At 49.0% G+C, this 16,546-nt stretch carries 16 protein-coding genes and 1 rRNA gene; 6 read left to right on the top strand and 11 right to left on the bottom strand.

Annotated elements, in window-relative coordinates; all coding sequences use genetic code 11:
* Positions 1 to 26: 26 nt before the first annotated feature.
* Positions 27 to 482, top strand: a complete 456-nt coding sequence (locus tag IPL44_00350) for a hypothetical protein (GenBank protein QQS17501.1) — start codon at positions 27 to 29, stop codon at positions 480 to 482.
* 63 nt (positions 483 to 545) lie between these two features.
* Complete coding sequence (locus IPL44_00355) at positions 546 to 1,307, top strand: hypothetical protein (protein ID QQS17502.1); 762 nt, start codon at positions 546 to 548, stop codon at positions 1,305 to 1,307.
* Positions 1,308 to 1,503: 196 nt separating this feature from the next.
* Here IPL44_00355 and IPL44_00360 read toward each other — a convergent pair.
* The 7 genes from IPL44_00360 to recJ form a co-directional block, all read right to left on the bottom strand.
* A 16S ribosomal RNA gene (locus tag IPL44_00360) occupies positions 1,504 to 3,003 on the bottom strand.
* A gap of 322 nt (positions 3,004 to 3,325) precedes the next feature.
* Positions 3,326 to 4,093, bottom strand: coding sequence for a type I methionyl aminopeptidase (gene map / locus IPL44_00365; GenBank protein ID QQS17503.1), 768 nt, complete (start codon positions 4,091 to 4,093; stop codon positions 3,326 to 3,328).
* Position 4,094: 1 nt separating this feature from the next.
* The gene (locus IPL44_00370; GenBank protein ID QQS17504.1) at positions 4,095 to 4,664 is read right to left on the bottom strand and encodes a nucleoside monophosphate kinase; all 570 of its coding nucleotides are present in this window, start codon (positions 4,662 to 4,664) and stop codon (positions 4,095 to 4,097) included.
* 1 nt (position 4,665) lies between these two features.
* Complete coding sequence (locus tag IPL44_00375) at positions 4,666 to 5,118, bottom strand: GatB/YqeY domain-containing protein (protein ID QQS17505.1); 453 nt, start codon at positions 5,116 to 5,118, stop codon at positions 4,666 to 4,668.
* A gap of 82 nt (positions 5,119 to 5,200) precedes the next feature.
* Complete coding sequence (locus IPL44_00380) at positions 5,201 to 5,428, bottom strand: 30S ribosomal protein S21 (GenBank protein ID QQS17506.1); 228 nt, start codon at positions 5,426 to 5,428, stop codon at positions 5,201 to 5,203.
* A gap of 45 nt (positions 5,429 to 5,473) precedes the next feature.
* On the bottom strand, positions 5,474 to 6,274 hold the full coding sequence (locus IPL44_00385; GenBank protein ID QQS17507.1) for a hypothetical protein: 801 nt from the start codon (positions 6,272 to 6,274) through the stop codon (positions 5,474 to 5,476).
* 321 nt (positions 6,275 to 6,595) lie between these two features.
* Positions 6,596 to 8,260: a single-stranded-DNA-specific exonuclease RecJ gene (gene recJ, locus IPL44_00390; protein QQS17508.1), complete on the bottom strand. Its 1,665-nt coding sequence runs from the start codon at positions 8,258 to 8,260 to the stop codon at positions 6,596 to 6,598.
* A gap of 83 nt (positions 8,261 to 8,343) precedes the next feature.
* Between recJ and IPL44_00395 the strand changes: the two genes are divergently transcribed.
* Entirely contained in the window at positions 8,344 to 8,772 is a 429-nt protein-coding gene (locus IPL44_00395) for a hypothetical protein (protein QQS17509.1), read from the top strand.
* A 1-nt stretch (position 8,773) separates the two neighbouring features.
* Here the strand turns inward: IPL44_00395 and IPL44_00400 are convergent, their stop codons facing one another.
* Both IPL44_00400 and IPL44_00405 read right to left on the bottom strand, forming a co-directional pair.
* A complete protein-coding gene (locus IPL44_00400; GenBank protein QQS17510.1) occupies positions 8,774 to 9,070 on the bottom strand; it encodes a winged helix-turn-helix transcriptional regulator in 297 nt (98 codons plus the stop codon).
* Between the two features lie 108 nt (positions 9,071 to 9,178).
* Entirely contained in the window at positions 9,179 to 9,835 is a 657-nt protein-coding gene (locus tag IPL44_00405) for a hypothetical protein (protein ID QQS17511.1), read from the bottom strand.
* A gap of 70 nt (positions 9,836 to 9,905) precedes the next feature.
* Between IPL44_00405 and priA the strand changes: the two genes are divergently transcribed.
* From priA to fmt, 3 genes are read left to right on the top strand one after another with little or no spacing between them, the layout of a single operon-like run.
* Entirely contained in the window at positions 9,906 to 11,858 is a 1,953-nt protein-coding gene (priA, locus tag IPL44_00410; GenBank protein ID QQS17512.1) for a primosomal protein N', read from the top strand.
* Between the two features lie 35 nt (positions 11,859 to 11,893).
* Positions 11,894 to 12,487 (top strand): peptide deformylase, encoded by a 594-nt coding sequence (gene def, locus IPL44_00415; protein ID QQS17513.1) that lies wholly within the window; start codon positions 11,894 to 11,896, stop codon positions 12,485 to 12,487.
* Positions 12,480 to 13,367, top strand: a complete 888-nt coding sequence (fmt, locus tag IPL44_00420) for a methionyl-tRNA formyltransferase (protein ID QQS17514.1) — start codon at positions 12,480 to 12,482, stop codon at positions 13,365 to 13,367. The genes def and fmt overlap by 8 nt, the downstream gene beginning before the upstream one ends.
* An 8-nt stretch (positions 13,368 to 13,375) precedes the next feature.
* Here the strand turns inward: fmt and IPL44_00425 are convergent, their stop codons facing one another.
* Together IPL44_00425 and IPL44_00430 are read right to left on the bottom strand one after the other, a co-directional pair.
* The gene (locus IPL44_00425; GenBank protein ID QQS17515.1) at positions 13,376 to 13,837 is read right to left on the bottom strand and encodes a hypothetical protein; all 462 of its coding nucleotides are present in this window, start codon (positions 13,835 to 13,837) and stop codon (positions 13,376 to 13,378) included.
* A 101-nt stretch (positions 13,838 to 13,938) separates the two neighbouring features.
* Positions 13,939 to 16,512 carry a DUF11 domain-containing protein gene (locus IPL44_00430; protein ID QQS17516.1) on the bottom strand — a complete coding sequence of 858 codons (2,574 nt, stop codon included), beginning with the start codon at positions 16,510 to 16,512 and terminating at the stop codon, positions 13,939 to 13,941.
* Positions 16,513 to 16,546: the final 34 nt, after the last annotated feature.

A 16,546-nucleotide genomic window follows, 5' to 3' on the forward strand; every position in this document is an offset into this window, starting at 1 on the left:
CTGCGACCCAGGGAGTCTCTCCCGCGATGATGGATGCTTACGTGGACGCCTTGGCGTCCTACTCGGGCAACCTCTTCCGTGGCATCTCCCAGGTCTTCGCAGCGAACGAGATGATCGAGACGCGTGTCATCGCGCGCGACGATCAGTTCAAGGCTGTCAGCGACGTACTCGATGAGTCGCAGACCAGTCTCGCCGCCGCCAAGCTCGAACTCGGTACCGTCGCAAGCCTCTGGCAGGCGATGGGCCAGCCGCCGATCAGCTTCGCCGATCAGACGGAGACACTCCAGAAGATCTGCGACCAGCTGCCCTTCGCGGCCATCGAGCTCTCGGCCATGACCGTCGGCGTCGACGTCCAGAAGTCCCTCTGGGACTCCGGCATCACGAGCGCCATGTGCGCCATCGTCGACGACGTGACCGCGGCCATCTCGTGGCAGACCACGTTCGCCAAGTCCAGCAGTTCGCTGCTGGTCGCCACCGCCTGATCACAGGCACCGGCGGAGGGCGACACGAGTTTCACACTCTGTCGCCCTCCGTCAAGCGGAACTATGATTGAAATTATTCACACGATATCACCTGAGATTGTTATCGCTCGCGAGCAAGGATCCGAGCATTTTCGTCCAGCTGCAATTGGTCTCAAGGATGACAATTCATTAAAAACTCGCGTCGAAATGGAGCAACGAGAAATTGATTTCCAGCTCAAAAATTCGGTAGCTACTTTGGCAATTGCAGCACATTTTACAGAGCAACAGGCGCAGCAGAATGCGCAAAATGAACTGCTCGAAAGAGTGTCATTAGCATCATGGTGGGTGTATCGTTTGCCCACTACTGATTCAATAGACGTGCCACAAATTGGTGACTACCAGATCGTAACTGGCGTTGCACCTAGCATTGGTAATGGAAACGCAACTTTTACAATTATTAGGAACGATTCGGAATTTCCTTTCTTTACGCTGGGTGGTGGGTATGCGCAAGACCTCAGCAGAGCCGCAGAGAAATCGTATCTCGAAGCAGTTCAGTCTTGGACAGCAACGCGATGGCTTCGCCACAATAACATGGATTTTCCAAATTGGGATTTGAACGAACTATCAAGACGATTCAACGAGATACAAGCTGTCACAGACAGTGCACGAGAACATATTGATTTAGAATTGATGGAACCTATTACGCCAATCACGGTAAAATCTGAGGATATTTTTGTGTCATATTTTGAGGCACAAAGAAAAGATTTTTCAGGACGTTCACGTGATTACGCATCACTATCGCGTCCAGCACGACAACCAGTTGTTTTTACTGAACATAACTTTTAAGTAACAACACAAAAAAAATCGCCCCTATAATGAGGGACGATTTTCGTTTTACAATCCAGTAGTGCAAGCCTATTTCACAGTCATCTAAAGGTGAATTCTTTCCATTAATGTTATTTCGCGAATTCGTTTCGAAATAACTGGATCAACCTGGATGAACGCCGCGAATAAATTCACGAGTTCTCCTAATACTCCCTAGAAAGGAGGTAATCCATCCGCACCTTCCGGTACGGATACCTTGTTACGACTTAACCCCAATCACCAAGCTCACCTTAGGCCGAAATAAATTCGGACGTCGGGTGCTCCTGACTTTCATGGTTTGACGGGCGGTGTGTACAAGACCCGGGAACGTATTCACCGCAGCGTGCTGATCTGCGATTACTAGCGATTCCGACTTCATGCAGGCGAGTTTCAGCCTGCAATCCGAACTGGGACCGGCTTTGATGGGATTTGCTCCCCCTCGCGGGTTAGCTGCCCGTTGTACCGGCCATTGTAGGACGTTTCTAGCCCAGGACGTAAGATCAATACTGACCTGACATCATCCCCTCCTTCCTCCCCGTTACCGGGGCAGTCTGATTAGAAAAATACAACTAATCACAAGGGTTGCGCTCGTTGATGGACTTAACCAAACATCTCACGACACGAGCTGACGACGGCCATGCAGAATCTGTCACCTTGTTCAATAAAGCACTCTCTCCTTTCGGAGAAATTCAAGGGATGTCAAGCCCTGGTAAGGTTCTTCGCTTAGCATCGAATTAAAGAACATCCTCCACCGCTTGTGCGGGTCCCCGTCAATTCCTTTATGTTTTAGCCTTGCGGCCGTACTCCACAGGCGGGATGCTTAACGCGTTAGCTTTATTACTCGAGGGGTCGATACCCCAAACAATTAGCATCCATAGTTTACGGCGTGGACTACCCGGGTATCTAATCCGGTTCGCTCCCCACGCTTTCGTGCCTTAGCGTCAGAAATATCCCAGTCGCCTGCCTACGCCATTGGTGTTCCTCCTAATATCTACGGATTTCACTCCTACACTAGGAATTCCAGCGACCTCTGATACTCTCGAGTTATGCAGTTCGAATAATAGGCTATCGGTTGAGCCGATAGTTTTCATCACTCGCTTACATAACCGCCTACGCAACTCTTTACGCCCAGTCACTCCGGATAACGCTTGGACCCTACGTATGACCGCGGCTGCTGGCACGTAGTTAGCCGGTCCTTATTCATATGTTACCGTCATAGTCTTCTCATATAAAAGCAGTTTACAACCCGAAGGCCTTCATCCTGCACGCGGCATTGCTCCATCAGGCTTTCGCCCATTGTGGAATATTCCTCACTGCTGCCTCCCGTAGGAGTCTGGACCGTATCTCAGTTCCAGTCTGGCTGATCATCCTCTCAGACCAGCTACGGATCGTCGACTTGGTGAGCCATTACCTCACCAACTATCTAATCCGACGCGGGCTCCTCCCAAAGCGTTAAAACTTTAATCCGAAGACCATATGCGGTATTAGCACACCTTTCGGTGCGTTATCCCTCACTTTGGGGTGGATTCCCACGCGTTACTCAGCCGTCCGCCGCTCGCCATCACTCACAAAACCTTCCAAACGCGTGAAAGATTCAGTGAGCATGCTGCCGCTCGACTTGCATGTGTTAGGCATGCCGCCAGCGTTCATCCTGAGCCAGGATCAAACTCTCCATTAAATGCGTCACGCGAACGTGACGACTTGCTTGTAGTTTTTAACTAACATAAAAGATGTACTGACGAAATTGACTTGCACTACCAAATTGTAAATTTACCACCTGAACAGAGGTCATTCAAATAACTCTCGCATCAGACTCGTAATAGTTTATCGCATTTTAGGCGCTCCGTCAACACTTTTACAGTGTTTTGTCAGATAAAATTGTTGTAGAATTTATAACATCATCGCAAATCATCAGGATTTTTAGTAATGGGTCTCGTCGGACCGCTGTCTATATCGCTAGGTCGCTCTACTAGCTCTCGCACCTGCTCTCGTGATGATGTTTAGAACTTTGTAATAATCTCTGCGCCGTCTGGCGTGATCAACACAGTATGCTCAAAATGCGCCGACAGTGAGCCGTCTCGAGTGCGAATCGACCAACCATCGGGGTCGTCTTGGACGACTTTCCAACCGCCGAGAGTCGCCATCGGTTCAATAGCAATCGCTGCACCGACCGGTACTAGCACACCACTCCCCGCCCGACCAAAGTTCGGCACATCGGGATCTTCGTGCATCTCACGACCGATTCCATGACCGACCAAATCGCGCACGATGCCCAGTTTAGCTGCCGACAAAACACTCTCGACCGCTGCACCAATATCACCAGTTCGCACTGCGCCGTGAATCGCATCGATGCCGGCATACAGACTGCGTTCAGTAGCACTGAGTAGCATCTTTTTCGCACCTTTTGGTTCCTCGTCGACAACCATCGTAAACGCCGAGTCAGCCTTCATGCCGCCGACTTCGATCACCAGGTCAAATCCGACGACATCACCGACCTCGAACGGTTCGTCTTTCGGTACACCGTGTACAACGACATCATTCGGACTGATGCAAATCGCACCCGGAAAATTAACTTCTGGAGATTTATAGGACACTTTGGCACCACGCGCGATAATTTCATGCTCCACCCACGCGTCAATTTCCTTACCCGTTACGCCGGCATGAACCTGACCGCGTAAATCTCGAAACAATTCCGCCAATATTCGACCAGCCGCGCGAAAATCTTTGAGTTCCTGGTCGGTGAATTCTCGAAAATCGCGCACGCTCATTTTAGGCACCTTTCGCGATACCGTGCGCCACTAGTTCAGCTTCGATGCGATCATGGACTTCGCCAACCGTGCCGACGCCATCGATGTGCTCGATCGGCACATGCAGTTCGTTAAAGAGGTTCAGTAGCGGATAGATTTCGCCACGGTGAATTTGCAAACGCTTTTCGATCGTCTCCGGCGAATCTTCGCCGCGACCACGCACCGCCAATCGTTTCATAATTTCCGATTTCGGCACCTCGAGCACCACACACATTGCTATCGGGTTCTCGCCACAGCGCTCCTGCTCGTGTTTAACGAGTGCCTCGGCCTGAGCCACAGTCCGCGGATAACCATCCAAAATGACGCGGTCAACATCACCGCAAGCATGCGCCTTGTCGAGCGCCGCAAAAATAACACGATTCGTCACTTCATCTGGGATCAGCTCACCGGTTTTTAAGTATTCGAGCATTTCATGATCGGCCTGATCCCGAAAAATCTGTCCCGAGCTCAACCAACGCCAGCCGTGTCGTGCCGCCAGCATCTGACCTTGCATCGATTTGCCTGCACCTGCTGGACCGAAAAATATAATCATATTAGTTAAAGAACTCCTGTTTTAATGTCGTAACAATTTTTTCACCACTCGCCGCTAGCCCAACCTTTGCCTTGGTGGCTGCGATAATTTTGCCCATGTCTTTTTGTTCAAAGTTATTCTCGGCAATAATATCTCCGATCACCGTTCGCAGTTCATCGCTCGATAGCTGCGTTGGCAAATAAATAGACAGAATCTCGTTCTCTTTGGCTTCTTTGTCGGCACGATCCTGATCGCCAGCAGACACATATAGTTTTGCTGCATCATCGCGTTTTTTGACCTCGCGCGCTACGACGGCTTGGATTTCCTCGTCAGTGAGCCCTTCGTCGCGCTTGCCTTTGTCGACTTCCTCGTACAAAATGGCTGACTTGAGCCCGCGTAATGTCATCGTGGTGAATTCATCACGCGCCAGCATAGCGGCTTTCAAGTCGGCGGTAATTTTTTCTATCAAATTCATCTATAATCCTTTCCTATATAGTATACCAAAAAATCGTCGCTTTGGCGACGATTCTCGGGATCATATAGACGAGATAGGCTATTTATCGACTAGGTTTAGCTAGTCCCATGCGAATCTGTAAAGCTTTGTCGGCTTTGCGCTGTTCGCGAATAATAGCTGAGTCACGTCGATCGCGCTTGCTCTGTGGCTTGCTAAAACGCTGCGCAGCTTTGGCCTTTGAAACGACACCCGACTGCAATACACGGCGATTAAATCGTCGTAGCAAGTTCTCGTTCGCCTCTTTGGCATCTTTCCTCTTAACTTGAATCATACGAGCTATAGTGTAGCAGATGTCGAGACTTTTCGCAAGTCACTACTACTCAGCGATTTTATATGCCGTCACCAGCGCATTTGGACCAGTGCCCTCGGCGAGGAGTGGATGCGAGTGATTATCGATCTGGATATGACGAAATATCGCCGGATGGCTGTACATAGACGAATACACTGCCGCCTCGGCCATAGCTTTTTTCATCTGATCAGGTCGGGCAAATTGACTAAACTCCGGCTGGATGACCGCCACCTCACCGCCCTCTTTTACCGCATCGAGCGCCGCCACGAGGTCGTAAATAAAACCTGTCCGACTCTTCATGGCACCTGGTAAATTCCACATGTTTTGCGCGAAAGCGCCTTTAGCAGTAAAAAGATTAGCTGGCTTTTGCTCTAATAAATTTAGTTTTGCAGGATTGTAAGGTGAACGCTTGGCATATCGCATCGCCTCGGGCTGTTGTCGCAAAAAAGCCCAATCTATACCAATAGTAGTTCTGTCTTTTGCGCCCGGTGGATCAAATACCGTTAATTCAGACAGTGGACTATCTAGTTTAACAGTCGTCATCGCAGCTGCTATGCCTATGGCCGCGCGAGCACCAGCTGAGTTTCCGTCTAGTGTAATATTGCCATAATTGCCTAGTTCACGTTGCAAAACGCGCAACATCCATTCGCCCTGCGGAGCGAAACTGCCTGCCGCCTTCATTCTGTCGATGACTGGCCTTGGTACGAGCGACGACTCGCCAGAGCCAGCGTTGTTAACTACCATAATACGTCGATCAGGGTTAGCTGCCGCAAACGCCACGTTCTCGAACAAGCCTACTGGGTGCTCAAAATTCCCGCCGATGCCCATATTATAAACTGTAATTCCATCTTCAGGCGGAACATCGGTATTGAGGAATCCCACTTGAACCGCGCCATCCGGATGTTCGATAGTTCGAGTCGTGGCAGCTAGCTCCCTCGTTAGTTCTTTGCGTCTTTTTGCACTCGGAATATCTACGATAGGTTCGCTATCCGCGTGAGTTGTTGTTTTGCCTTTTGCATCAAAACTAGTAATCTAGGCCTCTAGTTGACCCTTGCCGAATCGGTAATCTATGGATTTCTTGCTCATCCTACATATTATACTCTATTTTTGATAAAAAGTCAATGTTGCATTGTTCGATTTTGCCTCGTTTTAGACGCCCACGTCGCATCGGAGCAACCGACTTTCGACATTCACTCGTCCGTTCCATTCGTTCTTTGTCAGCTCAACCAAGATTCTAGCCCGCTGCTGTTCGCCGTTATCATCATACGGCTCGAGCGTAAATTTACTCGCTGCACCGAACGCTATGGCTGATAACTTACGGCCATCAGTGTCTGCAAAGGTATACTTGACGTGATTATGATCACGCCCCAATACCCGCCGATCCATAACTAGAACCGGCTGAAACGCAAACACTGGACGTGCATTACTATTGCCAAAGGGTTCGAGCCCAGCTAGTTCATCGACTAATTCAATATTAATCGCCGAAAAATCTGCTAGTTCTATGTCAGGATCCGGATAGAGAAAACGCCGCTGATCTGCTAGCTCTAATGATGCGTAAAAGTTTTGAACCTCTGCTCGCCACTTTTCTATGTGCTCGGTACGAATTGTTAGCCCGCCCGCCGCTAAATGTCCGCCGCCCTTTTCTAACAAATCGGCCGTGTGATGAATGACTTTCGCCATGGAAAACTCGCCAAAACTCCGTCCGCTGGCTTTACTAAACTCCGAGCCTTTCGACATAACAAAAGCCGGCCGTTCGAACTTTTCCACGATTTTTGACGCCACAATACCAATCACACCTTCGTGCCAATCATCACCCGCTACCACTGCTACTGGATCGTCCAAAACGACTTGCGACGAAGCCTGAACGAATATCTCCTCCTGGACTTTGCGCCGCTCGCGGTTTAGGTCATCGAGCTTTTCCGCTAGTTCTAATGCCCGAAAAGTATCGTCCGTTTTGAATAGTTCTAGCGCCATCTCGGCGGTCTCGAGTCGTCCCGCCGCATTGAGCCGCGGCCCCAGCACAAACCCGAGCGTCTCGGCCGTCACATTATTTTGATCAACACCGGCCTTGGCGAGGAGCGCCCTGAGCCCAACCCTACGCGTCTTTTTTAGTACCTCCAGACCCCAATAGACATTAGCGCGATTTTCATCGATCAAGCCCACAATGTCGCACACTGTACCGAGCGCCACCAGGTCGAGGAGCCACTTTTCCTGACCATTCGAGAGTCCTTCTAGTTCAGTTTGACAAGCTTGAACCAATTTGAACGCCATACCGCAACCCGCCAGATCATTAAACGGATATTTGCTGTCTTGGCGCTTCGGGTTCAAAACCGCAATGGCATCCGGTAACGAGTCACCTGGTGCATGGTGATCGGTCACAATCACGTCAACGCCGAGCTCCTTGGCCCGAGCAATCTCTTTGATCGATAGCGTCCCGTTATCGACTGTGATAATCAGTTTGGTACCATCTGCCGCTAGCTGCTCAATGGCCTCAATATTGAGACCATAGCCTTCGGTAAAGCGATCTGGTGTGTAGGTTTCCACATCTAGGCCGAATTTTCGAAGACTCTCCCACAAAATCACCGTTGCTGTCATGCCGTCAATATCATAATCGCCGTAAATAGTGACTTTTTGCCTATTTTTTAGCGCTTTTTTAATACGCGCCACCGCCTGTTTCATGTCGGGAAACAAAAACGGATCGTGTTTAGCCGCCGCATAATCTGGATGCAAAAAAGCTTGCTGCGAAGCCGCGCCCTCTACACCACGACGCTTGAGGATTTCTTTGATAAGTGGTGAAACTACCCCTGATTTCATGATGCTATTGTAGCATACGAGGAATCTACCAGAGTAGCCATCTCTGTTGACTCAACATCGATAAAGTGTTACTATCTACGGCTATGAATAAGCATCCCGATAATCGCAACCCGCGTAAACCTTCCTCGGCCAAAGAACGCGAGGCAGAGCACCAAGCCAAAGTACGAGCTAAAAAGGCTGAACGTGTTGCAGATGCAGCAATCCTGCGTCATCTCTTTGGTGGATTTACCCATCAACCACCGGATCTGTATAGCACTATAAATAATGACCAACGCCTCGTAGGCGACGTCGCACCACAACTGGCAGAGCTCGTCGATCTACGACCAGAGCTCCTAACAGCCGCCCGGGCAGTCCTACAAGGACGTATTGAACTCGCTAACGAGCAACATATCAAGACTATCGGCACCAAGAGCGAAGAAACCTCGGAATCCACTACCCGATCGGCCTCTCAAACCTTGCGCGGTGCGATCAAACAAATAGACCGTGAGTCGTCTCTCCGGTCTAACAACTAATTTATTCTGTTAGGTTACGATTTTTAGTATTAGCGAGTTGCTGTGACTTGATAACGATAGCCTGGAGTTCTTTGAATATCGGAAAGCTCTTGTTGGTCGAGTAGAGACGAGTGTTGCCCTGTTTTTCAGTAGTGAGAAAACCGCTCTTTTCTAGCCGTTTCAGCTCGCGCTGAATGTTACCTGGGTCTTCTTTGATGAGCTTTGCAAGCCCACGAACGTGAGTTTTAAAATCTGGATATTTAGCGTAAACCACGATTATTTTGCGGCGCACACGCGATGTAATAAATACATCAAGCATTATCATTCCCCTTCCTTTAGTCCGTCAAGTCATTTAGCGCCATAGCAGCGTCTTGCCAAATATTCTAACAAAATCCGCATCGACAATCAATACTTTTTTACAACGAAATTACTTCCAGCCTAGAATTGTGCTGTTGGCCATGTCTCGTATCATCTGAGCATCTGGCATATCGTCGATATCATAATAGTGACTGGTCGAAATGTAATTTGGAGTCACCGACAAGATATGCAGTTCGTCGACCAGAATGTGAGCTTTGTCGAGCGCGGCCAAGCCAATGATTGGCGCTGCGAGGATAATTTTGTTGACACCAACTGGTTTTAGCCATTCCACCGCTGCATCTAGCGGGGTGCCCGACGACAAGCCGTCACTCACCAAAATTACATTACGATGCCACAAAGCCTGTGGGTCAATCGTACCACCATCGCCGAGCAGCCAGTTGAGATGGCTATCAGCCTCGCGCATCTGATCTTCGAGCTCGCCTTTGTATTCACCATAATAATATTCCGCCTCCGACTCGCTGAGATCCGGATTCTTTGCCACGACGCCGCCCGGCATCACCGTGGCATAATCAATCGACTCATCGTGGATTCTAATCGTTTCGGAAACTAACTGTTGCAACGTGGTGTGTAGGTAAATTGCGATCTGATAACCAACCGCCATACCGCCTTCGTCTAGCGCTATCACCGCCATATCCTGATAGCGATATTGATCAATTAATTCAGACGCTAATTTAGCACCCGCCACTGCCCTCGATTCGAAATACATAAGCATTATTGTAACAGATTTATCGGCTATATAATAGATAGTTCTATCGTTACAGAGTATAATGATTACTATGAAATTCTATGAGGTTTCACCTGTCGGTATTGTCGGCAAAGATTTTGACGTCCTCACCTATAGCTGGCCAGAGGCTATTCGCCCCGGACGAGTCGTCGAAATCGAGGTTGGATCGCGCCTTTTTGTAGGCGTGGTGATTGCGACGGTCGATGAACCATCGTTCAAGGTCAAACCTATCTCGCGGCTATTATTCAACCGCCCTTTACCCTCGCAGCTCCTACGTCTCCATCAATGGTTAGCCGGGTTTTATGACACTCATCCAGGTACCGTTTGGCAAACTATGCTGCCTAGCGGTTTACATAAAAATCATCGTAATATCGTTGTTAAAAAATCTACACATCAATTTAACAGAGATGACGAGCGAACAAATTTTGTACTCAACAAGGCTCAATTGTCAGCTATCGAGCAGCTAGTTGAGATGAAATCCGGTACGGCGCTCCTCCATGGCATAACTGGTAGTGGCAAAACTGAAATCTATAAAGCTATGGCACTCGAAGCGGCTGGGCGCGGCCTATCATCGATCATCATGGTGCCAGAGATAGCCTTGACTGCCCAGCTAGTTCGCGAGTTTGAACGAGATTTTGAAAACGTCATCGTCACTCATTCGTCTATGACTCCGAGTCAGCGCTTTAGCATTTGGAAAAACTTGCTAGAGAACGATCAGCCCACCGTCATCATCGGACCGCGATCAGCTCTATTCATGCCCGTCCAGAAACTAGGCCTGATTGTCGTTGATGAGTGTCATGAGCCGTCCTATAAACAGGATAAGGCGCCGCGCTACAATACCCTGCGCGCTGCTGCTGCCCTATCGAACTTTCACGAGGCGAGACTGATCCTTGGCTCAGCTACCCCAGCCATCGCCGACTATTACTTGGCACAAAAACTCGGCCGGCCGATTATTACTATCAACCAGCTAGCTAGGCAAGACGCCATCAAACCCAGCATCAGTATCATCGATATTACCAAACGTCACAACCTATCATCACGCAGTAGTCTCTTTTCAAAACAGCTGATTACCGCTATTGAAAGAACTATTGAGGCCGGGCAGCAAGTTTTACTATTCCACAATCGTCGTGGTAGCGCCTCGGTGACGCTCTGTACCAGCTGCGGCTGGCTAGCGACCTGCCCAAACTGTACGTTGCCTCTCACGCTCCACAGTGACTCCTATCAACTACGCTGTCATCTGTGCGGTTATCACACCAAACCGCCGACCAGCTGTCCAGAGTGCCATAATTCCGATATTATCCACCGCGGTATTGGCACCAAACGGATCGAGGAAGAGGTCAGGCGTCTGTTTCCCAGTGTCAACATCAAACGTTTTGATGGCGACACAGAACGCGGTCAGGCCGTCCAGGATATTTTCGAAGAGCTACACACCGGCAAAATCGACGTCATTATCGGTACTCAAGCCATCGCTAAAGGTCTCGACTTGCCGAATTTACGCCTCGTCGGCATCGTGCAGGCCGATGCTGGGCTGGCGCTGCCTGACTTTTCCTCGTCCGAGCGAACTTTTCAACTAGTCGCCCAGGCCAGCGGCCGGGTTGGACGTGGCGCCGACGCCACCTCGGTCATTATTCAAACTTTTCAGCCCGACCACCCGGCTGTCGTGTTTGGCGCCGCCCAAGATTACGAAGGGTTTTTTAATTCGGAGATACAGGAACGCGCCCGCGGTCATTTTCCACCTTTTTCGTATCTATTAAAACTCACCTGCACCTACAAAACCGAAAAAGGCGCCGCGAACGCCGCCATGAAATTGGCCCGCGAAATCGCAAACAAACACAAAGACGTCAAAATCCTCGGCCCGGCCCCCGCCTTTTACGAGCATATTCGTGGCACCTATCGTTGGCAGATCGTCATCCGAGCGACGAACCGCGCTAGTCTCGTCGCCATCGCTGAACAAGTACCGCCTACTAAATGGCAAATGGAGCTCGATCCTATCTCACTGCTATAACCTTCCCAATCTGTAAACTATGCTAAAATAGTTGCATGAGTTCAACATACACCAGAAAAAATATTATCACTTTGCCAAATCCGCACCTCCGCGAGCGCAGCGGGCGCATCCGTGTTATTGACGACGAAACGCTGCAGCTGATCGACGACATGCTAGCTGCGACGCTCGACTGGGAAGCTAGCCGGCCGCACGAAGTCGCCGTTGCGCTGGCCGCCGTTCAAATCGATCGCTTGCACCGTGTCGTTATCGTCCGCGAGGATTTCGATGACAAGGATAACAAGAACTTTACCATCCTAATCAACCCAGAGATCGTGAAATGCGAAGGTGAAATGATCACCGACCACGAGGGCTGCCTGAGTGTCAAAGACGTCTATGGTCTCGTGCCCCGTTGGTCAAAGGTTCGCGTCAAGGCCGTTGATATTAACGGTCGCGAAGTCAGAATCAAGAGCCCCAACCCCTTTATTGCCCGTATTTTGCAGCACGAGATCGACCACACCAATGGTATTTGCTTTGTCGATCATATCGCCGATCAACAGGATGCCTTTTTCATCCTAACCGACAGTGGTGAGCTAGAACCATATCCGTATGAAAAGGTCGTGGAAAGCGGCATATTAGAACCAGATGACTAACATCGTATTCTTTGGCACCGAAGAATTCTCGGTACCGACCCTAGAGGCGCTCATCGCGTCCGACTACGAAGTCGCAGCCGTCGTCACCAAACCCGACAGCGTTCGTGGCCGTGGCCATAAACTAGATTCTCCGACTGTCGCCAAAATTGCAACTAGCCACGACATAAAAGTCCTGCAGCCTGACAAACTATCGGATATCCGTGACGATTTGATCGAAATGCATGCCCCGATCGGAGTCCTGGTATCCTACGGCAAGATCATTCCTCAGTCAATCATTGATGTTTTTCCAAACGGTATTATTAACCTCCACCCTTCGCTATTACCCCAATACCGAGGTCCATCTCCGATGGAAGCCGCCATCGTAAACGGCGACTCAAAAACCGGTCTGACTATTATGTCGCTCGTGAGAGAAATGGACGCCGGGCCGATCTATTACCAAGAGGAGTTTCCCCTATCCGGAGCTGAAACCAAACCTGAATTATACGACGTATTATCCCGGCGCGGCGCAGAGCTATTAGTCGACAAACTACCGAGTATTTTAGACGGGCAGCTACCAGCCGAACCGCAAGATGAATCACTGGCAACCTATTGCCGCCTCATTGACCGCCAGACTGACGGTGTTATCGATCCTCACACTATGACCGCCAGCGAGTGCGAACGCCGCGTTAGGGCTTATCTGGGCTGGCCAAAGACCAGATTATCTTATCTAGGCTCAGAAGTCATCGTCACCAAAGCCCGTATCCTAGACAATTATCAGGGCGACGCTTGGCCAGATGTCATCAAATGTTTCAACGATACCTATTTACAAGTTATCGAGCTAGTGGCGCCGAGCGGCAAGCAAATGAAAACCGCGGATTATCTCCGCGGTATCAGATCGTAAAAAACGAATTAGGCTGCTTGATCTTGATCAGCCGGTGCGGCTGTCTGCTGCGTGATACCACCTAGAATCGCGTCTTTATTCTCTCTAATTTCGCCTTTTAGCTCCTCGAGAACCGCCGCCACCACCTGCGGATAATCTGGTCGATTCAATTGTAACCATTTCATCGCGCCGTATTCACTCATAATAGCATTGTCAGCAGCTTCTGGGTTAGCTGCACGGAGCTGTTGATAATCCTCGCGTTCGCTATAATCTGGCAAGTTTTCGTTAAACCATGTGGTCATGCCGTCTTGGTTCATGTCAACAAAATAACCGAATTCGTCGAGCAATTCGTCGCTCATACCATCTGTCAATCGCTCGCCGACTCGCATTTCGAGCTCGCTGTAGATGTGCTGCAGGAACGCTTGCTTTTGCTCTGGCGGTAGATCACCTAGGCCGAGATCTTCTAGAAATTTATCGTCTAATCGAAACATGTATATGCCCTTTCTTCTTATGCCAAGATTATAACATACGACTACATCAGATAGCAAAACACCCCTCCGCTCTTGAAGGGGTGTTTTCGTAAACCAGCTGTTTATCGTTTAGAAACTTTGCGGCTACGGGCGTAGGCAGTAGCACCGAATGTCAGGGCGCTAGCACCAGCCAAGGCACTAAGAGTTTCAACTGGGCCAGTCGCTACAATCTCAGTTGGTGTATAAACCGGAGGATTGGTTGGCGTAACTGGAGTCGTTGGAGGTTTACAGTTAGGGTTGTCGTAGTTCATACTCGAATCGTACTCACATGGCTTGCAACGCTCGTCATCTTTGTCGATTGACGGATTGGTTGGGCAAGGATTTGGAGTTGGCTCGCAGTCCTTGTCTACACTAGTGGTCGCGCTGTTGTTACTCGTATCTGGTTCTTTGTTTAGCTCGCTGGTAGCTGAAGACACAACGTTCACGAGTTTAGTAATACCGCAGACCATGTCAGATTCGCCAGCAACGTTGACGCTAAAGGTGATTTTTACGGTCTTGCCGACTTCGACTTTGGCGATTTTCAAACCTTCACCAAATAGATCACCGCTCACGCCAGTTGCAGGTTCTGCTTTGACATCGCTGTTATAGGTAACATTATGTGGCAAAGCGTCTTTGATAACTACGTTAGTTAGTGCTACGTCACCAGTGTTTTTGAACGTTAACGTATAGGTTAGCGTGTCGCCAGGCTTCGCAGTCGCTTTATCGACTGATTTCACTATGTCGAATTTTGGATGCCTATCAGGCTGACATTCTTTGTTCACCGTGGTGGTAGTATTGTTATTGCTCGTGTCTGGTTCAGTTGCCATTTCTTTGGTGGTTGAGCTAGATTTGTTCACAAACTTGTTATCACCACAGACTAGTTTATCTGATAGCACCTTTGCGCTAAAGGTGATTTTAGCAGTGCCACCGGCGTTTATTTTCGCAATCTTTACACCGCTCGTAAACAGTTTATCGAGGTCGCTGATACCGCTACCGTTGCTAACGTCGATCTTGGTTTCACCTACGAGTTGGAGACCAGCTGGCAAAGCATCTTTGATAACAACGTTCGTCAATGTAGTGTTACCGGTGTTTTTGAACGTTAATGTGTAGTTCAACGTATCGCCTGCTTTGGCAGTTTTCTTGTCGACCGTTTTGACGAGGTCATAGTTTGAGTTACATTCCCGGCTAACAACAGTATCGGTGTTGTTATTCGACTTGTCAGATTCGTCAGGCTTCTCAGTAGTGGTCGAAGTTGATTTATTGGTCAATTTAGTATTGCCACAGACAAATGTGTCTTTGGCGGCAGTCTTCACCGTAAAGGTGATGACGACGTTCTTGCCAGCATCAACTTTGGCGATTTTCAGACCTTCACTAAACAGATTGCCGCTCACGCCAGTCGATGGATTGACCGAAATGTCATTATTATAGGTAACGTTTGATGGCAAAGCGTCTTTGACGACGACATTGGTCAAGGCTACATCACCGGTGTTCTTGAACGTCAGAGTATATTTCAACGTATCACCTGGTTTAGCTGATGTCTTGTCGACTGATTTAACGAGGTCGAAATTAGGATGCTTTTCGGGCTGACATTCTTTGGTGACAACAGTTGTGGCGCTGTTGTTGCTGCTGTTGTCTTCTTTGCTGGTCTGATCAGTGCTCGATGATACGGTATTAACCAGTGTGGTATCACCGCAGACAAATTTGTCAGAAGCTTTGGTGACTGCCGTGATTTTAACTGTGGCGCTACCGCCAACTGGCAGTTTAGCAATCTTTAGACCACCGTTAAAGATATCTCCACTATATGAGCTAGGTGCCGAGACGCTGACGCTGGTGCTCGCGATATAGCTAGGTAGCGTATCTTTCAAGACTACATTGGTCAGATCTTGATCGCCAGTGTTTTTGGCAGTAATGGTGTACTGCAACGTATCGCCAGGCTTGGCGGCTGTTTTGTTAACAGTCTTTACTACATCGTATGATGGGTGCTTTGGAACTTCTTTGAACTGTGGTTTTACCTTGACAATGATATAACCAGCATACTGCAAACAGCCAGGAATTTTACCGTCGAGGCTAGTGTAGCCGAGCAATGCTCCACCGTTAGCGTTAGTAAACAGATCATTACTGAGATCCCAGCCATTAGTCGTACCAGTTACGTTGTTAAAGTATTTAGCTGAAACAACTTGCAAACGGAACTCTTTATCACTGCGCACGATAACCTGATCCCAGACTTTGGCTGGTTTAGCGTTATCTGCAGAGATAAAACCATTAACCGTAAAGTCAGTCGTATAGGTATTTAACGGTAGGTTCAAAGCTGCACGTACATTAGTAGCTACGAGGTTCAGGTTAGAAGCCGCATTGTTATGAACGTACATACGAATGGTATATTCTTTGCCCTCTTGGATCGTTGCCGTGTCAGACCATGTGTCTGAACCGGTCTCGCGGATGCGCGTAAAATTACGCTCGTCGCCTACACCGGGATTATCAACAATGGAGTTAAACGTGACGTATGACGCCGGTTTGTCCATGGTGAAGGTCGTACGATCCGGACCCCACGCTAGTAGTACACTCGGTACTAATACGGCAGCTAGTAGGCCAAATAGGACAAACGTCTTTTTCGGTACGTACTTGAAGCCACTGATTATAGATTGTAGTTTGCTCATGACACCTCTTTTCTCACTTACTTCTCTCATTATA

Source organism: Candidatus Saccharibacteria bacterium (assembly GCA_016699895.1).
In the GTDB taxonomy this organism is placed as follows: domain Bacteria; phylum Patescibacteriota; class Saccharimonadia; order Saccharimonadales; family Saccharimonadaceae.